Origin of the sequence: Cupriavidus sp. UGS-1, from assembly GCF_021213615.1 — a bacterium.
Taxonomy (GTDB): Bacteria; Pseudomonadota; Gammaproteobacteria; order Burkholderiales; family Burkholderiaceae; genus Cupriavidus.
On record NZ_JAJQJF010000002.1, the window covers coordinates 161,446 to 182,759 of the forward strand.

Here is a 21,314-nt window from a genome sequence, read left to right on the forward strand (position 1 = left end):
CTGGCGTGCATTGCGGAGATACCGATGGCGAACAGCGAGGCACTCGCTGGAGACGGCCATCGGGTGGGAGGTTGTCCGCATCCGTGCCGGCACTTCGTGTCGACACTGCGAGTATAGGGCGGGGGTTCGGGGATTCAAGAGACGTGGACTCGCCCGCCAGCGGCGGCCTCGCGAATGTCCGCCCAAAGGCGCTTGCGGACCATGTTTTCGCAGTGCAGCAAGAATTTGCGGATTCTGCTAGAATGCGCCCCGTGAGTTCGCAATGCGAGCCGTGCACACGCCGACCAGCCCCACGGGCCAGAGGCGATGCCGCTTCCGCTCTCAAGTTCTGTCGCTCGGTTCTCCGGTCGTTTTCCAGTAGTGTTCGACCACCCGCCGCTTGCCAGGCCGCCATCTCACTTGACGCCGCCTCGTCTCCGATCCTGTTGAACAGCCTCGTCGCTGTTTGCCTGCCAGGGACCCGGCTTCCGGTCTTGCACCGGTCGCCCCCTGCCTGCCGCCGTACTGCCAGCTGAGTCTGTCGTCACGGCCTTCCGATTGGCGCCGAAGCCTTTTTAAGACTTTGCACTGCGCCCACCTCTTGCCCGATGGCAGGGGTGCCATGCATCAAGACCCTTACGACATGACCCAGCACGATTTCCGTGCGGAGCAGCCTATTGCCTCCGCCAACGATATTTCCAACACCAATGCAGCGAGCCCGCTGGACCGCCTGCAGGCGATCCTCGACCCGCAGGAAGCGCCTGCGGCACCGGTAGGCGCCGACGGCTTCGCCGCGCTCGGCCTGGACGCCGCGATCCTGCGCGCCCTGGCAGAGGCCAACTACACCACGCCGACGCCGGTACAGGCACAAGCGATCCCGGCCTTCCTGGCCGGCCGCGACCTGCTGGTGTCGAGCCAGACCGGCTCGGGCAAGACCGCCGCGTTCATGCTGCCGGCGATCCAGCGCATTTCGGAGCGTCCCGCGCCGAACCGCCCGCGCGCCGACGAGCCGGTCAAGCGGATGAAGGGCAAGCGTCCTCGCCCGGCCCCGGCCCAGCCGTCGCTGCTGGTGCTGACGCCGACCCGCGAACTGGCGCTGCAGGTGACCGACGCGGCCGCCAAGTACGGCCGCCATCTGCGCCGCATCATCTGCGCGAGCATCCTGGGCGGCATGCCCTATCCGAAGCAGCTGGCGATGCTGTCGAAGATGCCGGACATCCTGGTGGCAACGCCGGGCCGTCTGCTCGACCATATCGACGCCGGCCGCATCGACCTGTCGCAGCTCGACATGCTGGTGTTCGACGAGGCCGACCGCATGCTGGACATGGGCTTCTCCGACGACATCGACGCGATCGTCGCGGCGACGCCGGCCACCCGCCAGACGCTGATGTTCTCGGCGACGGTCGATGGCCGCATCGCGCAACTGGCCGCGCGCCAGCTGCGTGACCCGCAGCGCATCGAAATCGCGGCGGCGCGTGCCGATCAGAGCAACATCGAGCAGCGCCTGCACTTCACCGACGACATGTCGCACAAGGAGCGCCTGCTCGACCATCTGCTGCGCGACGCGTCGCTGAAGCAGGCGATCGTGTTCACCGCGACCAAGCGCGATGCCGATTCGCTGGCCGAGCGCCTGTCCGACACCGGTTTTGCCGCCGGCGCATTGCACGGCGACATGACGCAGGGCGCGCGCAATCGCACGCTGACGGCACTGCGCCGCGGCAACCTGCGCGTGCTGGTCGCCACCGACGTGGCGGCGCGCGGCATCGACGTGCCCGATATCACCCACGTGGTGAACTTCGACCTGCCCAAGCAGGCCGAGGACTATGTGCACCGTATCGGCCGTACCGGCCGCGCGGGCCGCTCGGGCGTGGCGATCAACCTGGTCAACCACAACGATGCCTTCCAGTGGAAGCGGATCGAGCGCTTCACCAACAACCGCGTCACGGCGTCGGTGATCGAAGGCCTGGAACCGCGCCGTACGCCCAAGCCGCGCACCGGCTTCGGCGGCAAGCCGGGCGGCGGCCGTCCGGGCAATGGTGGCGGCTATCGCGGCGGCGAGCGCAAGTTCGGCGGCGGCGAGTCGCGCGGTTACGGCAACGGCGGCGGCAACGGTGGCGGCTATCGCGGCGACCGCGAGCAGGCACCGCGCAGCTTCGGCGGCGAATCGCGTGGCTATGGCAGTGGCGGCAACGGCAATCGCCCGTTCGGCGAGCGCAGCTTCGGCGATCGTCAATATGGCGACCGCCCGTTCGGCGACCGCAAGCCTGGCGAGCGCAGCTTCGGCGACCGCGACGGCAACCGTGGCGGCTATCGTGGCGAAAATCGTGGCGACAGCCGCGATGGTGCCCGCAGCTTCGGCGACGGCAATCGCGGCGGCTACGGCAATCGCCATGGCGCCAACGGCGGCGGCTTCGGCGGCCAGCGCCCCGCCCGCTCGCGCTTCTCGCGTTAAGACCGTGCGGGGCCCAGCCCCGCACCAAAAAGAAAGGACGTCTTCTGACGTCCTTTTTTCTTTGGCGATGCCTTGAAACAAGAACCCGCGCCAGCGTCCTCACGCTGCGCGGGCCGTGTTGCCCGAGACAAGACGATTGCCGGAGCGACGATTGCCGGGGCGACGATTGCCGGGCTATTGCCCCGTAACGACGCGGGCGATGGTGCCGTTGCGGGTCGAGACCAGCAGGAACTCATTGCCGACGCCGACCCATTGGTGCCCCTTCGGCGGGCGTTCCAGCTGGAACGAGCGCCAGTCGTCGATCACGTACTGACGATCGCGATAGGCGGCCGGCAAACGATCGCCCTTCTTCCATTGGCCCGGCGCATAAGCATACGGCGAGGCCGATGCGCCCGGGCCGCCGGGCGTAGCCGACGGCGTGGCGCGCTCGCCGGGTTGAGCGACCCGTCCCGATGGACCGCCCATCTGCGCACCACCCCTCTGCGAGCCACCCATCTGCGAGCCGCGCGTATCCGAGCCGCCCGTCTGCGGCCCACCCATCTGCGAGCCGCGCGTATCCGAGCCACCCGTCTGCGGCCCACCCATCTGCGAGCCGCCCCGCTGCGACTCGGGTGGGGCCCCCGCTCCTGCGCCGTATCCGCCGGTGCCGGCCGAGCCGCCACCGGAGCTGGATTGCGCCAGGCCGACCGATGAACCGAGCACGCCCGCGGCCACCAGCAAACCCATCAACATGTGGTTCCTCTTCATCGAGATCTCCTTGTTGGTTGGGACAGCGATGGCAAGTTACACCCGGGGGCGCGAGGCGGCAACGCAGCTTTGTATCTGGATATTTCGGTGGTGCGGCGCAAGAGACTCGCCACTGGAGACGCAGCGCCGGCCGCGCGCCGGCCGCTACAGGAAGCGGTCGAGCAGCTTGCGGCTGGCCTTGTCGAGCGATTGCAGGCTGCGGATCAGATAGTGGATGCCGTGGCTGTCCGAGATCAGCAGCGTGGTGCCCGCCAGCCGGCGGATGTCCTCCTCGCCCCGCAGCACCAGCCGGGTCGGGCCGCGATCGGTCTCGACCTGCCAGGTGCTCGGCGTGGCGAAGGTCGACACGCTGACGATGCGGCGGATCTCGGGCATGAATTCGCGCCCGCCCAGCTCTTCCTCGACGATCGCGCGCGCGGTTGCCGGCAGGTGCTCCAGGCGCTCGATCCACGCCAGCTCGTGGCCCTCGGCGCTGACGAGCGCGATGCCATCGTCCGGCGCCGTGATGGGGAACGCGCGCACGGCTACCACGCCCTCATGCACCACGCCCTCGGCGGTCGTCAATACCAGACGGCCGAAGGGATTGCGCGACAGCTGGAACGGGAATGCGACCGCAGTCGTCGATTCGCTTGCTTGCATGATCGGACTTCCTTATTGCACGACGGCGGCGCTGGCCGTGACATGGGGCGCGACGGTATTGACCTCGACCGGATCGTCCGGATCGGTATCGACGTTGCGGGCCTGCGCCTGGTACAGCCGATAGTAGGCGCCCTCGCGCGCCATCAGCTCGTCATGCGGGCCGACCTCGACGATGCGCCCGCGATCCATCACCACCAGCCGGTCCGCCTTGCGCAGCGTCGACAGCCGGTGTGCGATCGCGATCGTGGTGCGGCCCTGCACCAGATTGTCGAGGGCCTTCTGGATTTCCTTCTCGGTTGCCGTGTCGACCGACGAGGTCGCCTCGTCGAGGATCAGGATGCGCGGATCGATCAGCAGCGCACGCGCGATCGAGATGCGCTGGCGCTCGCCGCCGGACAGCGCCTGGCCGCGTTCGCCGACCAGCGAGTCGTAGCCGTGCGGCAGCCGCAGGATGAACTCGTGCGCATGGGCCGCGCGCGCGGCGGCGATGATCTCGGCGCGCGTTGCATCGGGCCGCCCATAGGCGATGTTGTCGGCGATGGTGCCGAAGAACAGGAACGGCTCCTGCAGCACGAGGCCGATATGGCGGCGGTAGTCGGCCACCGCCAGCGAACGGATATCGACGCCGTCGACGCGGATCGCGCCTTCCGACACGTCGTAGAAGCGGCAGATCAGATTGACCAGCGTACTCTTGCCCGAGCCGCTGTGGCCAACGAGGCCGATCATCTCGCCCGGACGGATCTGCAGATCGAGCCCGCGGATCACCGCGCGGCTGCCGTATCGGAAACCGATATCGCGCAGCTCGATCGCGCCGCTGACCTGGGGCAGCTGCGTGGGCCGCGCCGGCTCCGGCACGCTCGACACGTGGTCGAGGATGTCGAAGATCCGCTTGGCGCCGGCCGCGGCCTTCTGCGTGACCGAGACGATGCGGCTCATCGAATCGAGCCGCGTGTAGAAGCGGCTGATATAGGTCAGGAAGGCGACCAGCACGCCCACCGTGATCGCATCGCGAGAGACCTGCCAGATGCCGAAGATCCAGACCACCAGCAGGCCGACTTCGGTCAGCAGCGTCACGGTCGGCGTGAACAGCGACCACACCGCATTGACGCGATCGTTGATCGCCAGGTTGTGCCGGTTCGCCTCGCGAAAGCGCTCGACCTCGCGGCGTTCCTGCGCAAAGGCCTTGACCACGCGGATGCCCGGAATGGTGTCGGCCAGCACGTTGGTGATCTCGGACCAGTTGCGGTCGATCTTCTCGAAGCCATGGCGCAGCCGGTCGCGGACCTGGTGGATCATCCACGCGATGAACGGCAGCGGCACCAGCGTGACCAGCGCGAGCCAGGGGTTGATCGAGATCAGGATGACCGCCGTCATCATGATCATCAGCACGTCGGTGAAGAAGTCGAGCAGATGCAGCGACAGGAAGACGCAGATGCGGTCGCTCTCGTTGCCGATGCGCGCCATCAGGTCGCCGGTGCGCTTGCCGCCGAAATACTCGAGCGACAGCTTCAGCAGGTGCTCGTAGGTGGTGGTGCGCAGGTCCGCGCCGATCCGCTCCGATACCCGCGCCAGCAGATAGGTGCGCGCCCACCCCAGGCTCCACGCGATCAGCGCCGCCCCGAGCAGGCCGCCCAGATAGAGCCGCACCAGGTCGTAGTCGATCGGCACGCCGTTCTGGTAGGGGATCAGCACCTTGTCCATCAGCGGCATGGTCAGGTACGGCGGCACCAGCGTGGCGCCGGTCGACAGCAGCGTCAGCACGAAGCCCGCCAGCAGCTGCATCCGGTAGGGCCGGGCGAAGCGCCACAGCCGCAGCAGCGCCCAGGTCGACGGAGGCGTCTCCAGTTCGCGGCTGCATTGCGGGCATTCGTCCTCGCCCGGCGGCAGCGGCGCGCGGCAGGTCGGGCAGACGCCCTCGGCCTCGATCGGCTCGCGCGCGGCCGCGCCGGCGGCGAGACGATCGCGCTGCGCGTTGAACGTATCGAGCAGGCGCAGCGCCGCGGGATTGTTGCCCAGCGTGTAGTGCCAGGCCGCCAGCCGGCCGTTGCGGTCCTGCAGCTCCAGCGTGCCGACGCCCGCATGGTCGCCATGGTGCATCGTCAGTTCGGCGCCAATCGGCCATTGCCGCCAGCCGTCCTGCCCGCCATGCCCGTCCTGTCCATTGCCCCGGGCCAGCACGCGGCGGTCGGTGACAACCAACACGCCTTCTGTAAAATGCAGCCGCCGGTCGAGATCGACCTCCAGCCAGGCCAGCACCGTTTCGCCGTGCAGGTCCCGGTGGGAGCCGAGTTCGGCCTCCAGCGAGACGCGCCAGGGGTCAGGCAGCGTGGGGGTCGAGGATACGGAGGTAGCGGCTAGGGTCATGGTCGGCACAGCGGGCGTCGTTTCGTCGGGCTGCGCGAGCATGGCGCAAGCGGTCGGTCGACGGTCGAAACGACATGTCTTGATACAAATAAAAATGGCAGGCGCTGCCAGGATGCCGATATGTCGCAGGATGGATCGGCGCAAGCGCGGCGCAAGTATACATAAGCCACATCGAAGCCACATCGGCGCGGCAGCGTCTGTCGCGGCGCACAAACGCTTTTTCGTCGGGAAGTCAACCAGGTCTACGCTGTAACGTTATTGAAAGGTTAGACTTCCGCCCCACGGGCGCATCGCCCATGCCTCAAGCTAATTCAATGAAGAAAAAGGACATTGAGATATTCGATGTCATGTCGCTGCGCGGCCCCAATATGTGGACATATGGGCCGGTGCTGGAGGCGTGGGTCGATATCGGAGAACTGGAGGAATACCCCTCCAACAAGATTCCCGGCTTCTACGAACGCCTCACGGCCTGGCTGCCTTCGCTGATCGAGCACCGCTGCAGCATCGGCGAGCGCGGCGGCTTCCTGCAGCGGCTGAAGGAAGGCACCTGGCCGGCGCACATCATGGAGCATGTGACGCTGGAACTGCAGAGCCTGGCCGGCCTGCCCGGCGGCTTCGGCAAGGCGCGCGAGACGCCGCTGGTCGGCGTCTACAAGGTCATCGTCACGGCCTGGGACGAGCGCGTGGCACGCGCCGCGCTGTTCCTGGCGCGCGATCTGGTGATGGCCGCGATCGAGGATCGTCCCTTCGACGTCGATGGCGCCGTCGATGAACTGCGCCGTTTGATCGATCGCCACTGGCTCGGCCCGAGCACCGCCTGCATCGTCTATGCGGCCGACGACCGCCGTATCCCGGCGCTGCGCCTGTCCGACAGCAATCTGGTCCAGCTGGGCCATGGCGCGCGCCAGCGCCGCATCTGGACCGCCGAGACCGACCGCACCTCCGCGATCGCCGAAAGCATTTCGCGGGACAAGGACCTGACCAAGTCCCTGCTCGAGTCGTGCGGCGTGCCGGTGCCCGAAGGCCGGCTGGTGGACAGCGCCGAGGATGCCTGGGAGGCCGCCGAGGAGATCGGCGTGCCGGTGGTGGTCAAGCCTTATGACGGCAATCACGGCCGCGGCGTGTTCACCAACCTGTTCAGCCGCGAGGAAGTGCAGACCGCCTATGCGGTCGCCATCGAGGAAGGCAGCGGCGTGATCGTCGAGCGCTTCGTGCCCGGCAACGAGCACCGCCTGCTGGTGGTCGGCGGCCGGCTGGTCGCGGCGGCGATGGGCGAATCGGCCAGCGTGGTCGGCGACGGCAAGTCGACCATCGACGAGCTGATCGAGCTGCAGATCAACTGCGACCCGCGCCGGGGCAACACCGAGGATCATCCGTTGAACCGCGTGCGGCTGGACTCGGCCGCCCGCCTCGAACTGAAGCGCCAGGGCTTTACCGGCGAGTCGGTGCCGCCCGAGGGCCGCCATGTGCTGATCCAGCGCAACGGCAACGTGGCGTTCGACGTCACCGATCGCGTTCACCCCAGCGTCGCCGCGCATGCCGCGCTGGCTGCGCGCGTGGTGGGCCTCGATATCGCCGGCATCGACCTGGTCGCCGAGGACATCTCGCGCCCGCTGGCCGAGCAAGGCGGCGCGATCGTCGAGGTCAATGCCGGCCCCGGCCTGCTGATGCACCTCAAACCCGCCGCCGGCACGCCGCGTCCGGTCGGCCGCGCGATCGTCGATCACCTGTTCCCGCCCGCCGCGGACGGCGACGCGCCGGCCGACGACGGCCGCATTCCGGTGGTCGGCATCACCGGCACCAACGGCAAGACCGTGGTGGCCAAGCTGGTCGCGCGTCTGCTGCAGCTGTCCGGCCGCCATACCGGGCTGGCCTGCAGCGACGGCCTCTACCTCGATCGCCGGCTGGTCGAAGGCGGCGATCGTGCCAACTGGGAGGCCGCGACCCGCGTGCTGAAGAACCGCGCCGTCGAGGCCGCCGTGTTCGAGAACGACAGCGGCACGATGCTGTCCGAGGGCCTGGCCTACGACCGCTGCCTGGTGGGCGTGGTCACCAATATCGATACTCCGGATCACCTCGGCCACTACTACATCGAGGACGCCGACAAGATGTACAGCGTGTTGCGCACGCAGGTCGACGTCGTGCTCAAGCACGGCGCCGCGGTGCTCAACGCGCGCGATCCGCTGGTGGTCGAGATGGCCGAGCTGTGCGACGGCGACGTGATCTTCTTCGGCGGCAGCGCCGAGCTGCCGGCGATCGCGCAGCACCGTGCGGCCGGCAAGCGCGCGGTCTACGTGCGCGACGGCCGCATCGTGCTGGCCACCGGCAACAGCGAGATGCCGCTGGCCGACGTCGCGGCGATTCCGCTGACCTATGCCGGCCGCGTCGGCTTCCAGATCGAGAACGTGCTGGCGGCGGTGGCCGCGGCGTGGGCGCTGGGCATCTCGCACGAGCTGATCCGCGCCGGCGTGATGACCTTCGATGTCGGCCAGCTCGACGTGCCGGGCCGCTTTACGCTGTTCGAGCGCAACGGCGCCACCGTGATCGTCGACGACGCGCACAACGCCCCCGCGCTGGAGGCCTTGGCCAAGGCGCTGGAGCGCTTCCCGTCCGAACGCCGGCTGGCCGTGTTCGGCGCCGGCGCCGATCGCCGCGACGCGGACCTGATCGAACAGGGCAAGGCGCTCGGCGCCGCCTTCGATCGCGTGTTCCTGTGCGAGGACCGCAGCGTCGCGCGCAAGCTGCCCGACAGCGAGGCGCGCGCGCTGCTGAAGAAGGGCCTGTACGAAGGCCGCCGCGTCAGCAAGATCATCGACCAGGGCAGCCGCCGCGAGGCCGTCGAGGCCGCGCTGTCGCAGCTGGTGGCGGGCGATCTGCTGGTGTTGCAGGCCGACGAGGCCGATATCGGCACCACGCTGGACCAGGTTCACCATTGGCTGGGCCAGCCGGCCCGGCGCGGTTGACCGGCCGGCATCGATGATCAGAGGCAAGGCGCCGAGGTTCTGACACGCTGAAGCGCTGAAGGATAGAACGGTCGCCTGCCGCGGGGTCGCGCCCCGACCGGCCGGCGGCCGACCGATAGGAAACTGATTGATGGAAGTCTCACGCATCCGCGCGCTGCGCGGTCCGAACCTGTGGTGCCGCCACACCGCGATCGAAGCGATCGTCGCGTGCCCCGACGAAGCGGGCACGATCGAGGACCTGCCGGGATTCGAGGAGCGCCTGCGCGCGCGCTTCCCCGACATCGGCCCGCTGCGACCCGACGATGCGCACGGCGATGCGTCGCTGGCCCATGCGCTCGAATGCGCGACGCTGCGGCTGCAGGCGGCCGCCGGTTGCCCGGTGACCTTCAGCCGTACCTCGCCGACGGTCGAGCCCGGCACCTATCAGGTGGTGGTCCAGTACAGCGAAGAAGAGGTTGGACGCCTTGCACTCGATCTGGCCCGGCAGCTGTGCATCGCCGCACGCGACGACACGCCGTTCGACCTGGACGATGCGCTGTCCCGCCTGCGCGAACTGGACGAGGACGTGCGGCTCGGACCGAGCACCGGCTCGATCGTCCATGCGGCGGTCGCGCGGGGCATCCCCTATCGCCGCCTGACGCAGGGCAGCATGGTGCAATTCGGCTGGGGCAGCCGCCAGCGGCGCATCCAGGCCGCGGAAACCGATATGACCAGCGCGGTCGCCGAATCGATTGCCCAGGACAAGGAGCTGACCAAGAGCCTGCTGCACGCGGCCGGCGTGCCGGTGCCGCTGGGCCGCTCGGTCAGCAGCGCCGAAGAGGCATGGGAAGTGGCGCAGGAAATCGACGCGCCGGTGGTGGTCAAGCCGCGCGACGGCAACCAGGGCAAGGGCGTCGCGGTGCGCATCCGCACGCGCGAGGAAGTGATGGCCGCCTATGAGGTCGCGGCCGAGATCAGCAGCGACGTGATCGTCGAACGCTATATCCCGGGGCACGACTTCCGCCTGCTGGTGGTCGGCAACCAGCTGGTCGCCGCGGCCCGGCGCGATCCGCCGCAGGTGATCGGCGATGGCGTGCATACCGTGCGCCAGCTGGTCGACGAGGTCAATCGCGACCCGCGCCGCGGCGAAGGCCATGCGACCTCGCTGACCAAGATCCGCTTCGACGATATCGCGCTGGCCACGCTCGCCAAGCAAGGCCTGACCGCGGAATCGGTGCCGCCCAAGGGCACGCGCGTGATCCTGCGCAACAACGCGAACCTGTCGACCGGCGGCACCGCCACCGACGTCACCGACGACGTGCATCCCGAGATGGCGGCGCGCGCGGTGGCCGCGGCGCAGATGGTCGGCCTCGATATCTGCGGCGTCGACGCGGTCTGCGAAACCGTGCTGAAGCCGTTCGAGGAACAGGCCGGCGGCATCGTCGAGGTCAATGCCGCGCCGGGCCTGCGCATGCATCTGCAGCCCTCCTACGGCAAGGGCCGCGCGGTCGGCGAGGCGATCATCTCGACGATGTTCGCCGACGGCGACGACGGCCGCATTCCGGTCGTCGCGGTGTCGGGCACCAACGGCAAGACCACCACGGTCCGGCTGATCACCCACCTGCTGGCCGGCAGCGGCCTGCGCATGGGCATGACCGGCACCGACGGCGTCTATATCAACGGCCAGCGTATCGACACCGGCGACTGCAGCGGTCCGCGCAGCGCGCGCAATGTGCTGCTGCACCCCGACGTCGACGCGGCCGTGTTCGAGACCGCGCGCGGCGGCCTGCTGCGCGAAGGACTGGCGTTCGACCGCTGCGATGTCGCGGTGGTGACCAACGTCGGCGAAGGCGACCACCTCGGGCTTTCCTATATCAGCACGGTCGAAGACCTGGCGGTGCTCAAGAGCGTGATCGTGCAGAACGTCGCGCCGCACGGCATGGCGGTGCTCAACGCGGCCGATCCGATGGTCGCGCGCATGGCCGACGCCTGCCCGGGCGCGGTGACGTTCTTCGCCCGCGATGCCGAGCACCCGGTGCTGGCCACGCATCGCGCGCAGGGCAAGCGCGTGGTGTTCACCGACGGCGACGAGCTCGTTGCCGCCGAGGGCGACACCCAGGTGCGGATCGCGCTGAAGGATATTCCGCTGACGCGCGGCGGCAGCATCGGCTTCCAGGTCGAGAACGCGATGTCGGCGACCGCGGCCGCATGGGCGCTGGGCATCGACTGGTCGGTGATCCGTCGCGGCCTGGCGACCTTCGTCAGCGACGCGGCGAGCGCGCCGGGACGCTTCAATCTGTTCGACTATCGCGGCGCGACGCTGATCGCCGACTACGGCCACAATCCGGACGCGATCCAGGCACTGTGCAACGCGATCGAGACGATGCCCTCGCGCCGCCGCATGGTGGTGATCAGCGGCGCCGGCGACCGCCGCGACGAGGACATCCGCCGCCAGACGCAGATCCTCGGCGGCGTGTTCGACGACGTGGTGCTGTACCAGGACCAGTGCCAGCGCGGGCGCGAAGATGGCGAGGTGCTGGCGCTGCTGCGCGAAGGGCTGCAGGGTGCCACGCGGGCCAGCGCGGTCGAGGAGATCCGCGGCGAGTTCCTCGCCATCGATACCGCGCTGGGCCGCCTGCAGCCAGGCGACCTGTGCCTGATCCTGGTCGATCAGGTCGAGGAGGCGCTGGACCATATCGCGAAGCGGATCGCGGAAGCGGGGTGAGGCGCTTGCCCTCTCCCCCGGCCCCTCTCCCGCTAGCGGGAGAGGGGAGGAACACCGTGCGGCGATGATCAGACGCTGGACGTCGAACTCGCGTTGACCAGCTCCCTCTCCCTCTTGCGGGAAAGGGAAAGAACACCGTGCAGCGATGATCAGACGCCAGACGTCAAGCCCGCGCTGACCCGCTCCCTTTCCCGCTTGCGGGAGAGGGCTGGGGAGAGGGCAAACAGCGCCCGCCCCACCCCCGTCAATGCCGCCCCGGCAACGACAATCTTCTCTCCAGCAGCCGCTGCACGAACGACAGCAGCGTGCTCAATATCCAGTAGATCGCGGCCGCCGCGAGATACAGCGGCAGCGGCTGGTAGGTCGCCGCGATCAGCTCCTGCGTGGTGCGCAGCAGTTCGGTGACCGTGATCACCGACACCAGCGAGGTGTCCTTGATCAGGCTGATCAGGCTGTTCGACAGGCTCGGCACCGCGATGCGCAGCGCCTGCGGACCGACCACGTAACGCAGCGTCTGCGCGGGCGTCAGCCCGAGGCTGTAGGCCGCCAGCCATTGCCCGCGAGAGATGCCGAGGATCGCCCCGCGCATGCTTTCCGACAGATAGGCGCCGACATTCAGGCTAAGCGTCAGCACGCCGGCGGGAGTGGGCTCCATCGTGATGCCGATGCCCGGCAGGCCGTAATACACCACGAAGATCTGCACCAGCAGCGGCGTGCCGCGCATTACGCTGACATAGACGCGCGCGATCGCCCTCAGCACGCGGTTGTGGCCGATCCCCATCAGCGCGACCACCAGGCCGATCATCAGCCCGAAGGCCATCGACCACAGCGCGAACTTGATGGTCAGCACCATGCCTTGCAGCAGCACGGGCAGCGAATCGATTACCAGTTGAAGGGATGGCATGGCAGGCGGGAATGGAGGCGGGGATGGAGGCGCTGATGACCGCGCAAAGTCGGAATCATAAATTGGTGCCCCAAAAAACAAAACGGCAGTGCGATTGCACTGCCGTCCGCTCTTTGAAGTTGTGGCCCCCGCGAAGGCGCAGGCCCAGCGACTTGGTCTCGACTGCGAAAGCCACTGGGTCCCCGCCTTCGCGGGGACGACGGGCTTGTCGGTTTATTTCACCGGCTTGGTCACGTCCGCGCCGAACCACTTGTTCGACAGCTTGGTCAGCGTGCCGTCCTTGCGCAGATCGTCCAGCGCGCGGTCGAGCGCCTGTGCGAACTTCGGATTGTCCTTGCGGAACGGGATCGCGACCTCGGTATCGCCGCCCTTCACCACCGCGCCGGCGCGCAGCGGCAGATTCGACGTCTTGATCAGGTAGTTGACCATCAGCCGGTCGTTCAGCGCGGCATCGACACGCTGCGCGGCCAGGTCGCGCAGATATTCGGGCGCGCCCGGATAGGTCTTGACGTCGATGCCCGCCACCGACTTGGCCAGTTCGTTGTAGTTGCTGCCGAGGCTGACGCCCAGCCGCTTGCCCTTCAGGTCCTCCAGCGACTTGAACTCGCGCTTGTCGTCCTTGCGCTGGATCAGCTGCGCGGCCGAGAAGACGTAGGGCTTGGAGAAGTCGAGCACCTGCTTGCGCTGCGGCGTCACGTTGACCTGATTGACGATCACGTCGAACTTGCCCGCCTGCAGGCCGGCGATGATGCCGCTCCATTCGGTGGTGACGAACTCCGGCTTGACGCCCAGCTTGCCCGCGACCGCGCGCGCGACGTCGACGTCGAAGCCTTCGAGCTGGTTGTTGGCGCCGCGATAGCCGAACGGCGGATAGGTGCCCTCCAGGCCGATCTTCAAGACGCCTGCCTGCTTGACGTTGTCGAGCAGATCGGCGGCATGGGCGCCGGCCATCGTCAGGGCCAGCAGCGGCGCCGCGATCAGCGGGCGAATCCAGCCAGCGGGAAACCAGGTCATCGAGTTCTCCAATCGAGGTTGATGGACGGCATGATAGTGCATGGGCCTGACGGCGTTTCGACCCACGCGACACCGCCATGCGTACCGGCACAGAGTAAGTCAATTCCTATCAAGCGAAAAATAACAATTTATTATGGCTATATAACGCCCCCTCCAGGCGGCGTCTGGTTCGCATTGACAGCCTGCATCGGCCTGCACCATCATCGAAACGCCCTTTCGGCCAAAAGCCACCGGCCCCTGCCGCCATCGCCATGTTCGTCCTGATCCTGCTGCTGCTGATCCTGATCAGCGCCTTCTTCTCGATCTCCGAGATCGCCCTGACCGCCGCGCGCCGCACCAAGCTGCAGACGCTGTCGGAGCGTGGCGACCGGCGGGCGACCAAGGTGATGCTGCTGAAGGAGGAGCCGGGCAACTTCTTCACCATCGTGCAGATCGGCGTCAATACCGTCGCGATCCTGGCTGGCGTACTGGGCGAGAAGCATCTGTCCGACGTTGCCTACGCGCTGCTGTCGCCGCACTTCAGCGACACGGTCGCGCAGCGCACCGCCAATATCGGCTCGTTCCTGCTGGTCACGCTGCTGTTCATCCAGTTCGCCGACCTGATTCCGAAGCGGATCGCGATGAGCTTCCCCGAGGCCTGCGCGCTCGCGGTGATCGGGCCGATGCTGTGGCTGCTGAAGGTGCTCAAGCCGCTGGTCTGGCTGTTCAACGCCGCCGCCGATGCCGCGCTGCGGCTGCTGGGCCTGCCGACCAAGGCGGTCGAGCAGATCACGTCGGAGGACATTGCGGCGATGGTCGATGCCGGCGCCGAGGCCGGCGTGCTGCTCAAGCACGAGATCCATCTGATCGAGAACGTGTTCGAGCTCGATTCGAAGAGCGTCACGGCGATCATGACGCCGCGCGACGAGGTGGTCTACCTCGCGCTGGACGAGAGCGCCGACAGCCTGCGGCGCAAGCTGGTCAAGTACCCGCACGCGCAATACCCGGTCTGCGACCACGATCTGGACGACGTGCAGGGCTTCGTCGAATCGCAGGACATCCTGCGCTCGATGCTGGCCGACGAGGCCGATTCCGCGATCGCCAATCTCGCGCGGCACTACGACAAGAACGTGCTGGTGATTCCCGACACGCTGACGCTGTCCGAGGCGATGACGCGCTTTCGCGAGATGCACCAGAGCTTCGCGGTGGTGATGAACGAATACGGGCTGGTGGTCGGCATCGTCACGCTCGACGATATCGTCGGCGCGCTGATGGGCGACATCCTGTATTCGTCCGAGGACGAGCAGATCGTGCGGCGCGACGAGGACTCGTGGCTGGTCGACGGCGTGACGCCGCTGGTCGACCTGAAGAAGGCGCTGGATCTCGATGCGCTGCCGGCCGAGGACTATGTCGACACCGCGGCCGGACTGGTGATCTATACCCTGAAACGCATCCCGAAGAAGTCCGAGTTCATCGAGACCGCGGGCTATCGCTTCGAGGTACTCGACATCGACCACCACAAGATCGACCAGTTGCTGGTGTCGCGGCTGCCGGCGGGCCGGGGCGGCGGCAGCGGCACGGGTGGCGGCGCCCGCGCTACGCCGCCGCAGGCATCGCCACAGCCTGCGGGGCCAGCACTCGGTCCGGCTGCCGGTCCAGCCGCGCCGGACTCCCCTCCGTCTCCGTCTCCGGCGCCGGCGCAACGGGCACGGCCTTAGCCGCATCGCGGTAGCGCTCCACGTTGTGGGGCAGATGATAGACCGCGACCCACGCCCCCATCGCCAGCGCCGCGGCCGCGGCCACGCCGGCCAGCGGCGCCGGCGACAGCCTGGCCGGCACATGCAGCGTCAGATAGGCGGTTGCCAGCATCACGATCCAGGCCATGCCCAGCGCGTAGCCGGCCACCACATCCGACAGCCAATGCATGCCCAGGTAGAGCCGCGACAGGCCGATCGCGACCACCACGGTCGCCGTCACCGCCAGCACCGGGATGCGGACCCGCCAGGGTTGCCGCACGCACAGCAGAAAGGCCAGGAAGCCGTAGGTCACCATGCTGCTGGTCGCATGCCCGCTCGGAAACGAGAACGACTCCACGCCGCCGTAGATGCTGGCCGGCCGCCCGCGGGCCAGGCCGTATTTGAGCACCATCACGCAGGCACGCGCACCGATCAGCGCGATCGTCCAATAGGCGGCGGCGGCCCATGCCCGGCGCCACGCCAGCCACCCGAACACCGCAATGCCGATCGCCACCACGATGCGCGCACCGCCGAATTCGGTGATCGCGGTCATCGCGACATCGAGCCAGTCCTGCCGGCCCTGCTGCAGCCACGCGAACACCGCCTGGTCGACGCGCACCAGCGGCGTTTCCGCGGCGACCGCCATCGCCAGCCAGATCAGCAGGCCGCCGCTCGCAAGCAGCACCGCCGCCGCGATCGCCACCAGCAGGATTTCGGCGACCTCGCGCTCCAGCAGCTTCAGCACGCGCGGCCAGCGGTCACCCGCCCGCGCGTGCAGCGCATCGTGTGCGACGCGGCGCAGCGAATCGAGCAGCCGCACCGCCGGATGGATCAGCACCAGCGCGATACGAACGAGGCAAAGCCCCAGTACGGCCAGCACGACGAACAGCAGCAGGCCGCCGATCAGCAGGCCGGGCGTGGGTTGCTCGAAGCGCAGCCAGGCAGGCCACTCGGCGATCAGCTCGTCCATCGTGTCCTCGAACTCGTCGTCAATCTCGTCGTCAATCTCGTCGTCAATCGGAGCATGGGCAGGTTCCGTGTATTCGGTATTGGACCGCGGCAATGACCGTGTCATCCCGGTCAGGTAAAACCACCGCTCAGTCCGCATGATAGAACGCGGCCCTGGGCAAACCGGCGGCCCGGCTGCGATCGCGCTGAACTCACGCTTGAAAATTTTGCAGTGGCCGCGCCGGCACGAAGCCGTTAGGCTATGCAGCGAGCGCGACGAGGAGAAAACCCCGATGCCACGCGACGATACCCCGCCCCTGCAGCATCTGCATCCCAAGCTGCGCCAGGTCAGCAACGGCAGCGAGCCGGTCAACCAGCTGCGCGCGCAATACTCGCAATGCGTGGTCACGCGCAAGTCCGCGCTGCCCGAGCCGGCCGGGCGCCGGCTGACGATCGAGCAGCAGGAACGCGACCGCTTTGCCGCCGGCCTCAGCGACTTCAGCTGCCTGACGGTGCATCGCGGCCGCGTGACCCGGCCCAAGCAGCAGGCCATGCCGGTGGCCGACGACGTCTTCATCAACGTGATCGTCGAGACGGAGCCGCGCGAGCCCGGCGCGCCCGACGATACCGAGCACGTGCTGCGCGCCATCGACCGCATGCTGGCCGAAGCCGGCCATCGGCGCCGTCCCGGACAGCAGCCCGCCACGCCGCTGCTGCATCGGCGCAATTTCATCGCCGCCACCGTGCCGATCTCCACGTTGCGCGCGCTGGCCGCGCTCGACGGCGTGCGCTACGTGCACCGCAGCGAGACGCTGTCGCTGCGGCTGCCGCGCCCCGATCGCGGCCCCGCGGCGGCGGCGGCGATCGAACCGACGCCGCGCCGCGTCGCGGTCGACGGCCAGCCGCAGAACGGCGCCGGTGTGCTGATCGGCATTATCGACGTCGGCGGCTTCGATTTCTCGCATCCGGATTTCCTCGATGCCGACGGCAATACGCGCTTCGTCTCGATCTGGGACCAGGGCGGCGATTTCCGGCCGCCGCCGCAGGCCTTCGGCTATGGCGCCGAGTTGACGCGCGAGCGCCTGAACGCGGCGCTGCAGGCCGCGCGCAAGGGCGGACCGCCGGCCACCGAGCTGGAGCGCCAATCGCAGCAGGAGCCCGGCTCGCATGCGACCCATGTGGCCAGCATCGCCGCGGGCAATCAGGGACTGTGTCCCGGCGCGCTGATTGCCGGCGTGCTGATCAGCGTGGAGCCGCCCGGCGACGACTATGCCGCGCGGCGCTGGACCTTCAGCGATGCGTCGCGCATCGTCCATGCGGTCGAATATCTGCTGGCGGTGGCCGAACGCGAGGGCCTGCCGCTGTCGATCAATATCAGCCTGGGTACCAACGGCGGCTCGCACGACGGCGCCAACGGCACCTGCCGCTGGCTCGACGCGTTCCTCGCCACGCCGGGCCGCGCGATCTCGATCGCGGCCGGCAATGCCGGACAGGAGCGTCCGACCGACGAGGACCGCTTCGGCTGGATCATGGGCCGCATCCATACCAGCGGCAGGATCGCGGCCAAGGGCCTGACGGTCGAGCTCGAATGGATCGTGGTCGGCGACGGCATCGCCGATCTGTCCGAGAACGAGCTCGAGATCTGGTACGGCGCGCAGGACCGCATGACGGTCTCGGTGCAGCCGCCCGGCTCGACCGAGTGGTACGAGGTCGCGCCGAAGCAATACATCGAGAACCGGCGCCTGCCCGACGGCACCGTGCTGTCGGTCTACAACGAGCTCTACCACCCGTCCAACGGCGATAACTACATCGGCGTCTACCTGTCGCCCTTCCTCGATGCGCGCGCCTATACGCCGATCACCGCCGGGGTGTGGAAGGTACGGTTGCACGGCGACGAGATCCGCGACGGCAGCTTTCACGCATGGATCGAGCGCGACGATCCGATGGAGCTGCAGCGCCGGCGCGAACTGGCGGCCTACCGCTTCCCATCGTTCTTCGCCGAGGCGACCAACGTCGATTCGCATTCGATCAATTCGCTGGCCTGCGCGCATTGGGTGATCGGTGTGGCAAACGCCGACACCGAGCAGGCGCGCGTGCATATCTCCAGCAGCCAGGGGCCGACGCGCGACGGCCGCAACAAGCCCGACGTCTGCGCGCCGGGCACCGGCATCGTCGCCGCCAATGGCTTCGTCGAGGGCGGCGGCTGGGTCCCGATGACGGGCACCAGCATGGCCAGTCCCTACGTATGCGGCGTGATCGGCCTGATGCTGGCGGCCAAGCCGACGCTGACGGCGGCGCAGTGCCAGGGCATCCTGCGGCGCACCGCGCGGCCGCTGCCCTCGCACGACTACGCCTGGCGCAACGACGCGGGCTACGGCCTGATCGATCCGGTCGCCGCGATCGCCGAGGCACGTGCCTTCGACGAGCGCCGCGAGCGTCGCGACCCACCGGCGCGGAGGCGCGCATGAAGATCCGCCTGTTCCAGTCCTATCAGGGCGACTGCCTGCTGATCGAGGCGGCGTCGGGCCACCGCATGCTGTGCGACGGCGGCACCGGCGCGGCGATGCGCGATTTCGTCGCGCCGTCGCTGGAGCGGCTCGCGCGCGACGGCGCCATGCTCGATCTGGTCTACGTCTCGCATATCGACGACGATCATCTGGGCGGCGTGCTGGCAATGCTCGAGGCCGCGCTCCAGTGGAAGGTCTACGACTACCATGCCGAGCGGGGCGATCCGCCCGCCAAACCGGAGGCTCGCCGTGTGCCGCGCATCGGCGCGCTGTGGCACAACGCCTTCCACGACCAGATCGGCACCAACGCGGGACCGATCCATACGCTGCTGGCGGCAAATGCGCGGGCGCTGCGGGCCAGCCACGTCGAGCCGCTGGAGCGGCTGGGGCACGAATACGCGCGCATTGCCAACTCGGTGCCGCAGGCGCTGCGGGTATCCCGGCTGGTCAAGGCCGATCTGCTCGATATTGCGTTGAATGGCCCGTTGGGCGACACCGCGGAGACCGGCGTGGCGCCGGCCGCCGCTTCCGCCGGCAAGCTGATCGTCGCGCGGCCCGACGCACCGGTGCAGTCGCTCGGCTCGCTGCGCATCCGCGTGCTCGGCCCCACCGCGGCGGAACTGAAGCGGCTGCGCGAAGGCTGGAACAACTGGCTGCGCGATCCCGCCAATCGCCTGCGCGCCCAGGCCATTCGCGACCGCTACGCCAGCGGGCTGCTGGCGATGGCGGGCGGCCGGGCCGACGATCCGTTCGACCTGCGCGAGTGGGAGGGCACGCCGTCGTACCGGGGTGTTACCACGCCGAACATCGCTTCGCTGATCCTGCTCGTGGAGGAGGACGACCGTCGCGTGCTGCTGACCGGCGACGCGCATCCCGACATGATCCTGGCCGGCCTCAAGCAGGCCGAACTGCTGCGCGACGGCGCGCTGCACGTCGACGTGCTGAAGGTCCAGCATCACGGCTCCGAGAACAATATGTCGCCGGCGTTTTGCCGCACGGTATCGGCCGATCATTACCTGTTCTGCGGCAACGGCGCGCATACCAACCCGGAGCTGACGGTGCTCGACGCCTTGCTGGCCTCACGCGTCGGACCCGCGGCGCAGCGCGCGCGCACACCCGAGGCCGAATCCCGGCCGTTCACGTTCTGGTTCAACACCACCGCCGCCGCGCAGACGCAGCAAAGCCATATCGCCCACATGGAGCAGGTCCAGCGCTGGGCCGAAGCGGCACTGCGCAAGCACGGTCCGCGGCTGCGGGTGCGCTTCGTCGAAGGCGCCTACGCCAGCCTGACGCTGCGCTGAGCACGGCATCCAGCGGCGCTATTTGAGCGCGTGCTCGAAGGCGACCACCGGCGCGGACAGGCGCCGGCCGAGCTGGCCGGCCAGTTCCTGCGCGGCCTCGGCAAAGCGCTCGCGCAGCTGGTCGGCCAGGCTCGGTATGCCGCGATGGCTGGCGCGCAGCATCTGGATCTCGAAGGCCATCGCCGGCTGGATCTCGTGCAGCGAGACGGTCCGCGGATCGCTGCCGAGCGCGGTGTACTGGTCGAGCAGCGCCACGCCGAGCCCGCTCTCGACCAGCTTGCGCGCCAGCGAGTAGGTCTGCACCTCCAGCGTCGAGCGCGGCTCCAGCGCATTGCGCGCCAGCAGCTGGCGCACCATCAGGCCGAGCGAGCTGTGGTCGTCGTAGCCGATGAAGGCGCGGTCCATCAGCCTGGCCATCGGCAAAGGCGTACGCCGCGCCGCCCCGGCCAGCGGCTGCCCGCGCGGCACCGCCAGCAGCATGCGGCCTTCGGCCACCGTCTGCGCGGCGATCGCCTCGTGCCGTGGCGGCGCGAAGGCGAAGCCGATATCGATCTGGTTGCGCAGCAGACCCTGCACGATCTCGTCGGTATGGTGGGTCAGTACCTGCACCTGGGTGTCGGGATGGCGCGCGCAGAAGCGCTGCAGCGCCGGCACCAGCAGCGGATCGGCCAGGCTCGGCGTCGCCGCCACGCGCAGCCGGCCGGCGCCCTTGTGGCGCAGGCTCTCGGAGACGCGCCGCACGCGGTCGATCTCGCCGTATAGCCGTTCGACATCGCCATACAGCGCGGTGGCCTCGGGCGTCGGCCGCAACCGGCCCTTGCCGCGGTCGAACAGCCGGAAGCCGAGGGAGGCCTCGGCATGCTGCAGCACGCGCGTGACCACCGGCTGCGAGACGTGCAGCAGCCGCGCCGCCTCGCTGACGGTACCGGTCAGCATCACGGCACGGAAGACCTCGATCTGTCGCAGGCGCATGGAATCCTCGGTAGCCGGGCGGGGTATAGCTGAAAGACATATTCTGGCACGTCTTCGCATTGGGCAGCCGCGCCGCCCTGCTCTACCCTTGCGGCATCGCAAACC

12 protein-coding genes and 1 pseudogene are annotated in these 21,314 nt (G+C 68.4%); 6 read left to right on the plus strand and 7 right to left on the minus strand.

All coding sequences use genetic code 11. From position 1 onward, the window contains the following. Positions 1-622: 622 nt before the first annotated feature. Complete coding sequence (locus LRR16_RS03350; RefSeq protein ID WP_232204948.1) at positions 623-2,431, plus strand: DEAD/DEAH box helicase; 1,809 nt, start codon at positions 623-625, stop codon at positions 2,429-2,431. A 174-nt stretch (positions 2,432-2,605) separates the two neighbouring features. Here the strand turns inward: LRR16_RS03350 and LRR16_RS24485 are convergent, their stop codons facing one another. The 3 genes from LRR16_RS24485 to LRR16_RS03365 form a co-directional block, all read right to left on the minus strand. After that, entirely contained in the window at positions 2,606-3,178 is a 573-nt protein-coding gene (locus tag LRR16_RS24485; RefSeq protein ID WP_370646747.1) for an RcnB family protein, read from the minus strand. A 144-nt stretch (positions 3,179-3,322) separates the two neighbouring features. Further along, on the minus strand, positions 3,323-3,817 hold the full coding sequence (locus LRR16_RS03360; RefSeq protein WP_232204794.1) for a DUF1854 domain-containing protein: 495 nt from the start codon (positions 3,815-3,817) through the stop codon (positions 3,323-3,325). 12 nt (positions 3,818-3,829) lie between these two features. Next, positions 3,830-6,181, minus strand: coding sequence for an ABC transporter ATP-binding protein (locus LRR16_RS03365; protein ID WP_232204795.1), 2,352 nt, complete (start codon positions 6,179-6,181; stop codon positions 3,830-3,832). A gap of 314 nt (positions 6,182-6,495) precedes the next feature. Between LRR16_RS03365 and cphA (LRR16_RS03370) the strand changes: the two genes are divergently transcribed. Both cphA (LRR16_RS03370) and cphA (LRR16_RS03375) read left to right on the plus strand, forming a co-directional pair. Further along, entirely contained in the window at positions 6,496-9,144 is a 2,649-nt protein-coding gene (cphA, locus tag LRR16_RS03370) for a cyanophycin synthetase (protein ID WP_232204796.1), read from the plus strand. A gap of 130 nt (positions 9,145-9,274) precedes the next feature. Next, entirely contained in the window at positions 9,275-11,848 is a 2,574-nt protein-coding gene (gene cphA, locus LRR16_RS03375) for a cyanophycin synthetase (RefSeq protein WP_064572903.1), read from the plus strand. Between the two features lie 244 nt (positions 11,849-12,092). On the opposite strand, the gene LRR16_RS03380 is transcribed toward cphA (LRR16_RS03375), so the two are convergent. Together LRR16_RS03380 and LRR16_RS03385 are read right to left on the minus strand one after the other, a co-directional pair. Continuing rightward, complete coding sequence (locus LRR16_RS03380) at positions 12,093-12,752, minus strand: amino acid ABC transporter permease (protein ID WP_232204797.1); 660 nt, start codon at positions 12,750-12,752, stop codon at positions 12,093-12,095. Positions 12,753-12,965: 213 nt separating this feature from the next. Further along, positions 12,966-13,703 carry a transporter substrate-binding domain-containing protein gene (locus tag LRR16_RS03385; RefSeq protein ID WP_231906276.1) on the minus strand — a complete coding sequence of 246 codons (738 nt, stop codon included), beginning with the start codon at positions 13,701-13,703 and terminating at the stop codon, positions 12,966-12,968. A gap of 314 nt (positions 13,704-14,017) precedes the next feature. On the opposite strand from LRR16_RS03385, the gene LRR16_RS03390 reads away from it, so the two are divergent. Further along, positions 14,018-15,463 (plus strand): hemolysin family protein, encoded by a 1,446-nt coding sequence (locus LRR16_RS03390; RefSeq protein ID WP_232204798.1) that lies wholly within the window; start codon positions 14,018-14,020, stop codon positions 15,461-15,463. A 151-nt stretch (positions 15,464-15,614) separates the two neighbouring features. On the opposite strand, the pseudogene LRR16_RS03395 reads toward LRR16_RS03390, so the two are convergent. Beyond that, positions 15,615-16,589: pseudogene (locus LRR16_RS03395) on the minus strand (phosphatase PAP2 family protein); the annotation flags it as partial. Between the two features lie 133 nt (positions 16,590-16,722). On the opposite strand from LRR16_RS03395, the gene LRR16_RS03400 reads away from it, so the two are divergent. Then, on the plus strand, positions 16,723-18,897 hold the full coding sequence (locus tag LRR16_RS03400; RefSeq protein WP_232204799.1) for a S8 family serine peptidase: 2,175 nt from the start codon (positions 16,723-16,725) through the stop codon (positions 18,895-18,897). Beyond that, positions 18,894-20,237, plus strand: a complete 1,344-nt coding sequence (locus LRR16_RS03405) for an MBL fold metallo-hydrolase (protein ID WP_023265219.1) — start codon at positions 18,894-18,896, stop codon at positions 20,235-20,237. The genes LRR16_RS03400 and LRR16_RS03405 overlap by 4 nt, the downstream gene beginning before the upstream one ends. 18 nt (positions 20,238-20,255) lie before the next feature. Here the strand turns inward: LRR16_RS03405 and LRR16_RS03410 are convergent, their stop codons facing one another. Next, a complete protein-coding gene (locus tag LRR16_RS03410) occupies positions 20,256-21,209 on the minus strand; it encodes a LysR family transcriptional regulator (protein ID WP_232204800.1) in 954 nt (317 codons plus the stop codon). Positions 21,210-21,314 lie beyond the last annotated feature (105 nt).

What these genes read in the sequence shown, in the direction of transcription:
- LRR16_RS03350 (WP_232204948.1), top strand. Translation starts at nt 623, where the DNA reads ATGACCCAGCACGATTTCCGTGCGGAGCAGCCTATTGCCTCCGCCAAC.
- LRR16_RS24485 (WP_370646747.1), bottom strand. Translation starts at nt 3,178, where the DNA reads ATGAAGAGGAACCACATGTTGATGGGTTTGCTGGTGGCCGCGGGCGTG.
- LRR16_RS03360 (WP_232204794.1), bottom strand. Translation starts at nt 3,817, where the DNA reads ATGCAAGCAAGCGAATCGACGACTGCGGTCGCATTCCCGTTCCAGCTG.
- LRR16_RS03365 (WP_232204795.1), bottom strand. Translation starts at nt 6,181, where the DNA reads ATGACCCTAGCCGCTACCTCCGTATCCTCGACCCCCACGCTGCCTGAC.
- cphA (WP_232204796.1), top strand. Translation starts at nt 6,496, where the DNA reads ATGAAGAAAAAGGACATTGAGATATTCGATGTCATGTCGCTGCGCGGC.
- cphA (WP_064572903.1), top strand. Translation starts at nt 9,275, where the DNA reads ATGGAAGTCTCACGCATCCGCGCGCTGCGCGGTCCGAACCTGTGGTGC.
- LRR16_RS03380 (WP_232204797.1), bottom strand. Translation starts at nt 12,752, where the DNA reads ATGCCATCCCTTCAACTGGTAATCGATTCGCTGCCCGTGCTGCTGCAA.
- LRR16_RS03385 (WP_231906276.1), bottom strand. Translation starts at nt 13,703, where the DNA reads ATGGCCGGCGCCCATGCCGCCGATCTGCTCGACAACGTCAAGCAGGCA.
- LRR16_RS03390 (WP_232204798.1), top strand. Translation starts at nt 14,018, where the DNA reads ATGTTCGTCCTGATCCTGCTGCTGCTGATCCTGATCAGCGCCTTCTTC.
- LRR16_RS03400 (WP_232204799.1), top strand. Translation starts at nt 16,723, where the DNA reads ATGCCACGCGACGATACCCCGCCCCTGCAGCATCTGCATCCCAAGCTG.
- LRR16_RS03405 (WP_023265219.1), top strand. Translation starts at nt 18,894, where the DNA reads ATGAAGATCCGCCTGTTCCAGTCCTATCAGGGCGACTGCCTGCTGATC.
- LRR16_RS03410 (WP_232204800.1), bottom strand. Translation starts at nt 21,209, where the DNA reads ATGCGCCTGCGACAGATCGAGGTCTTCCGTGCCGTGATGCTGACCGGT.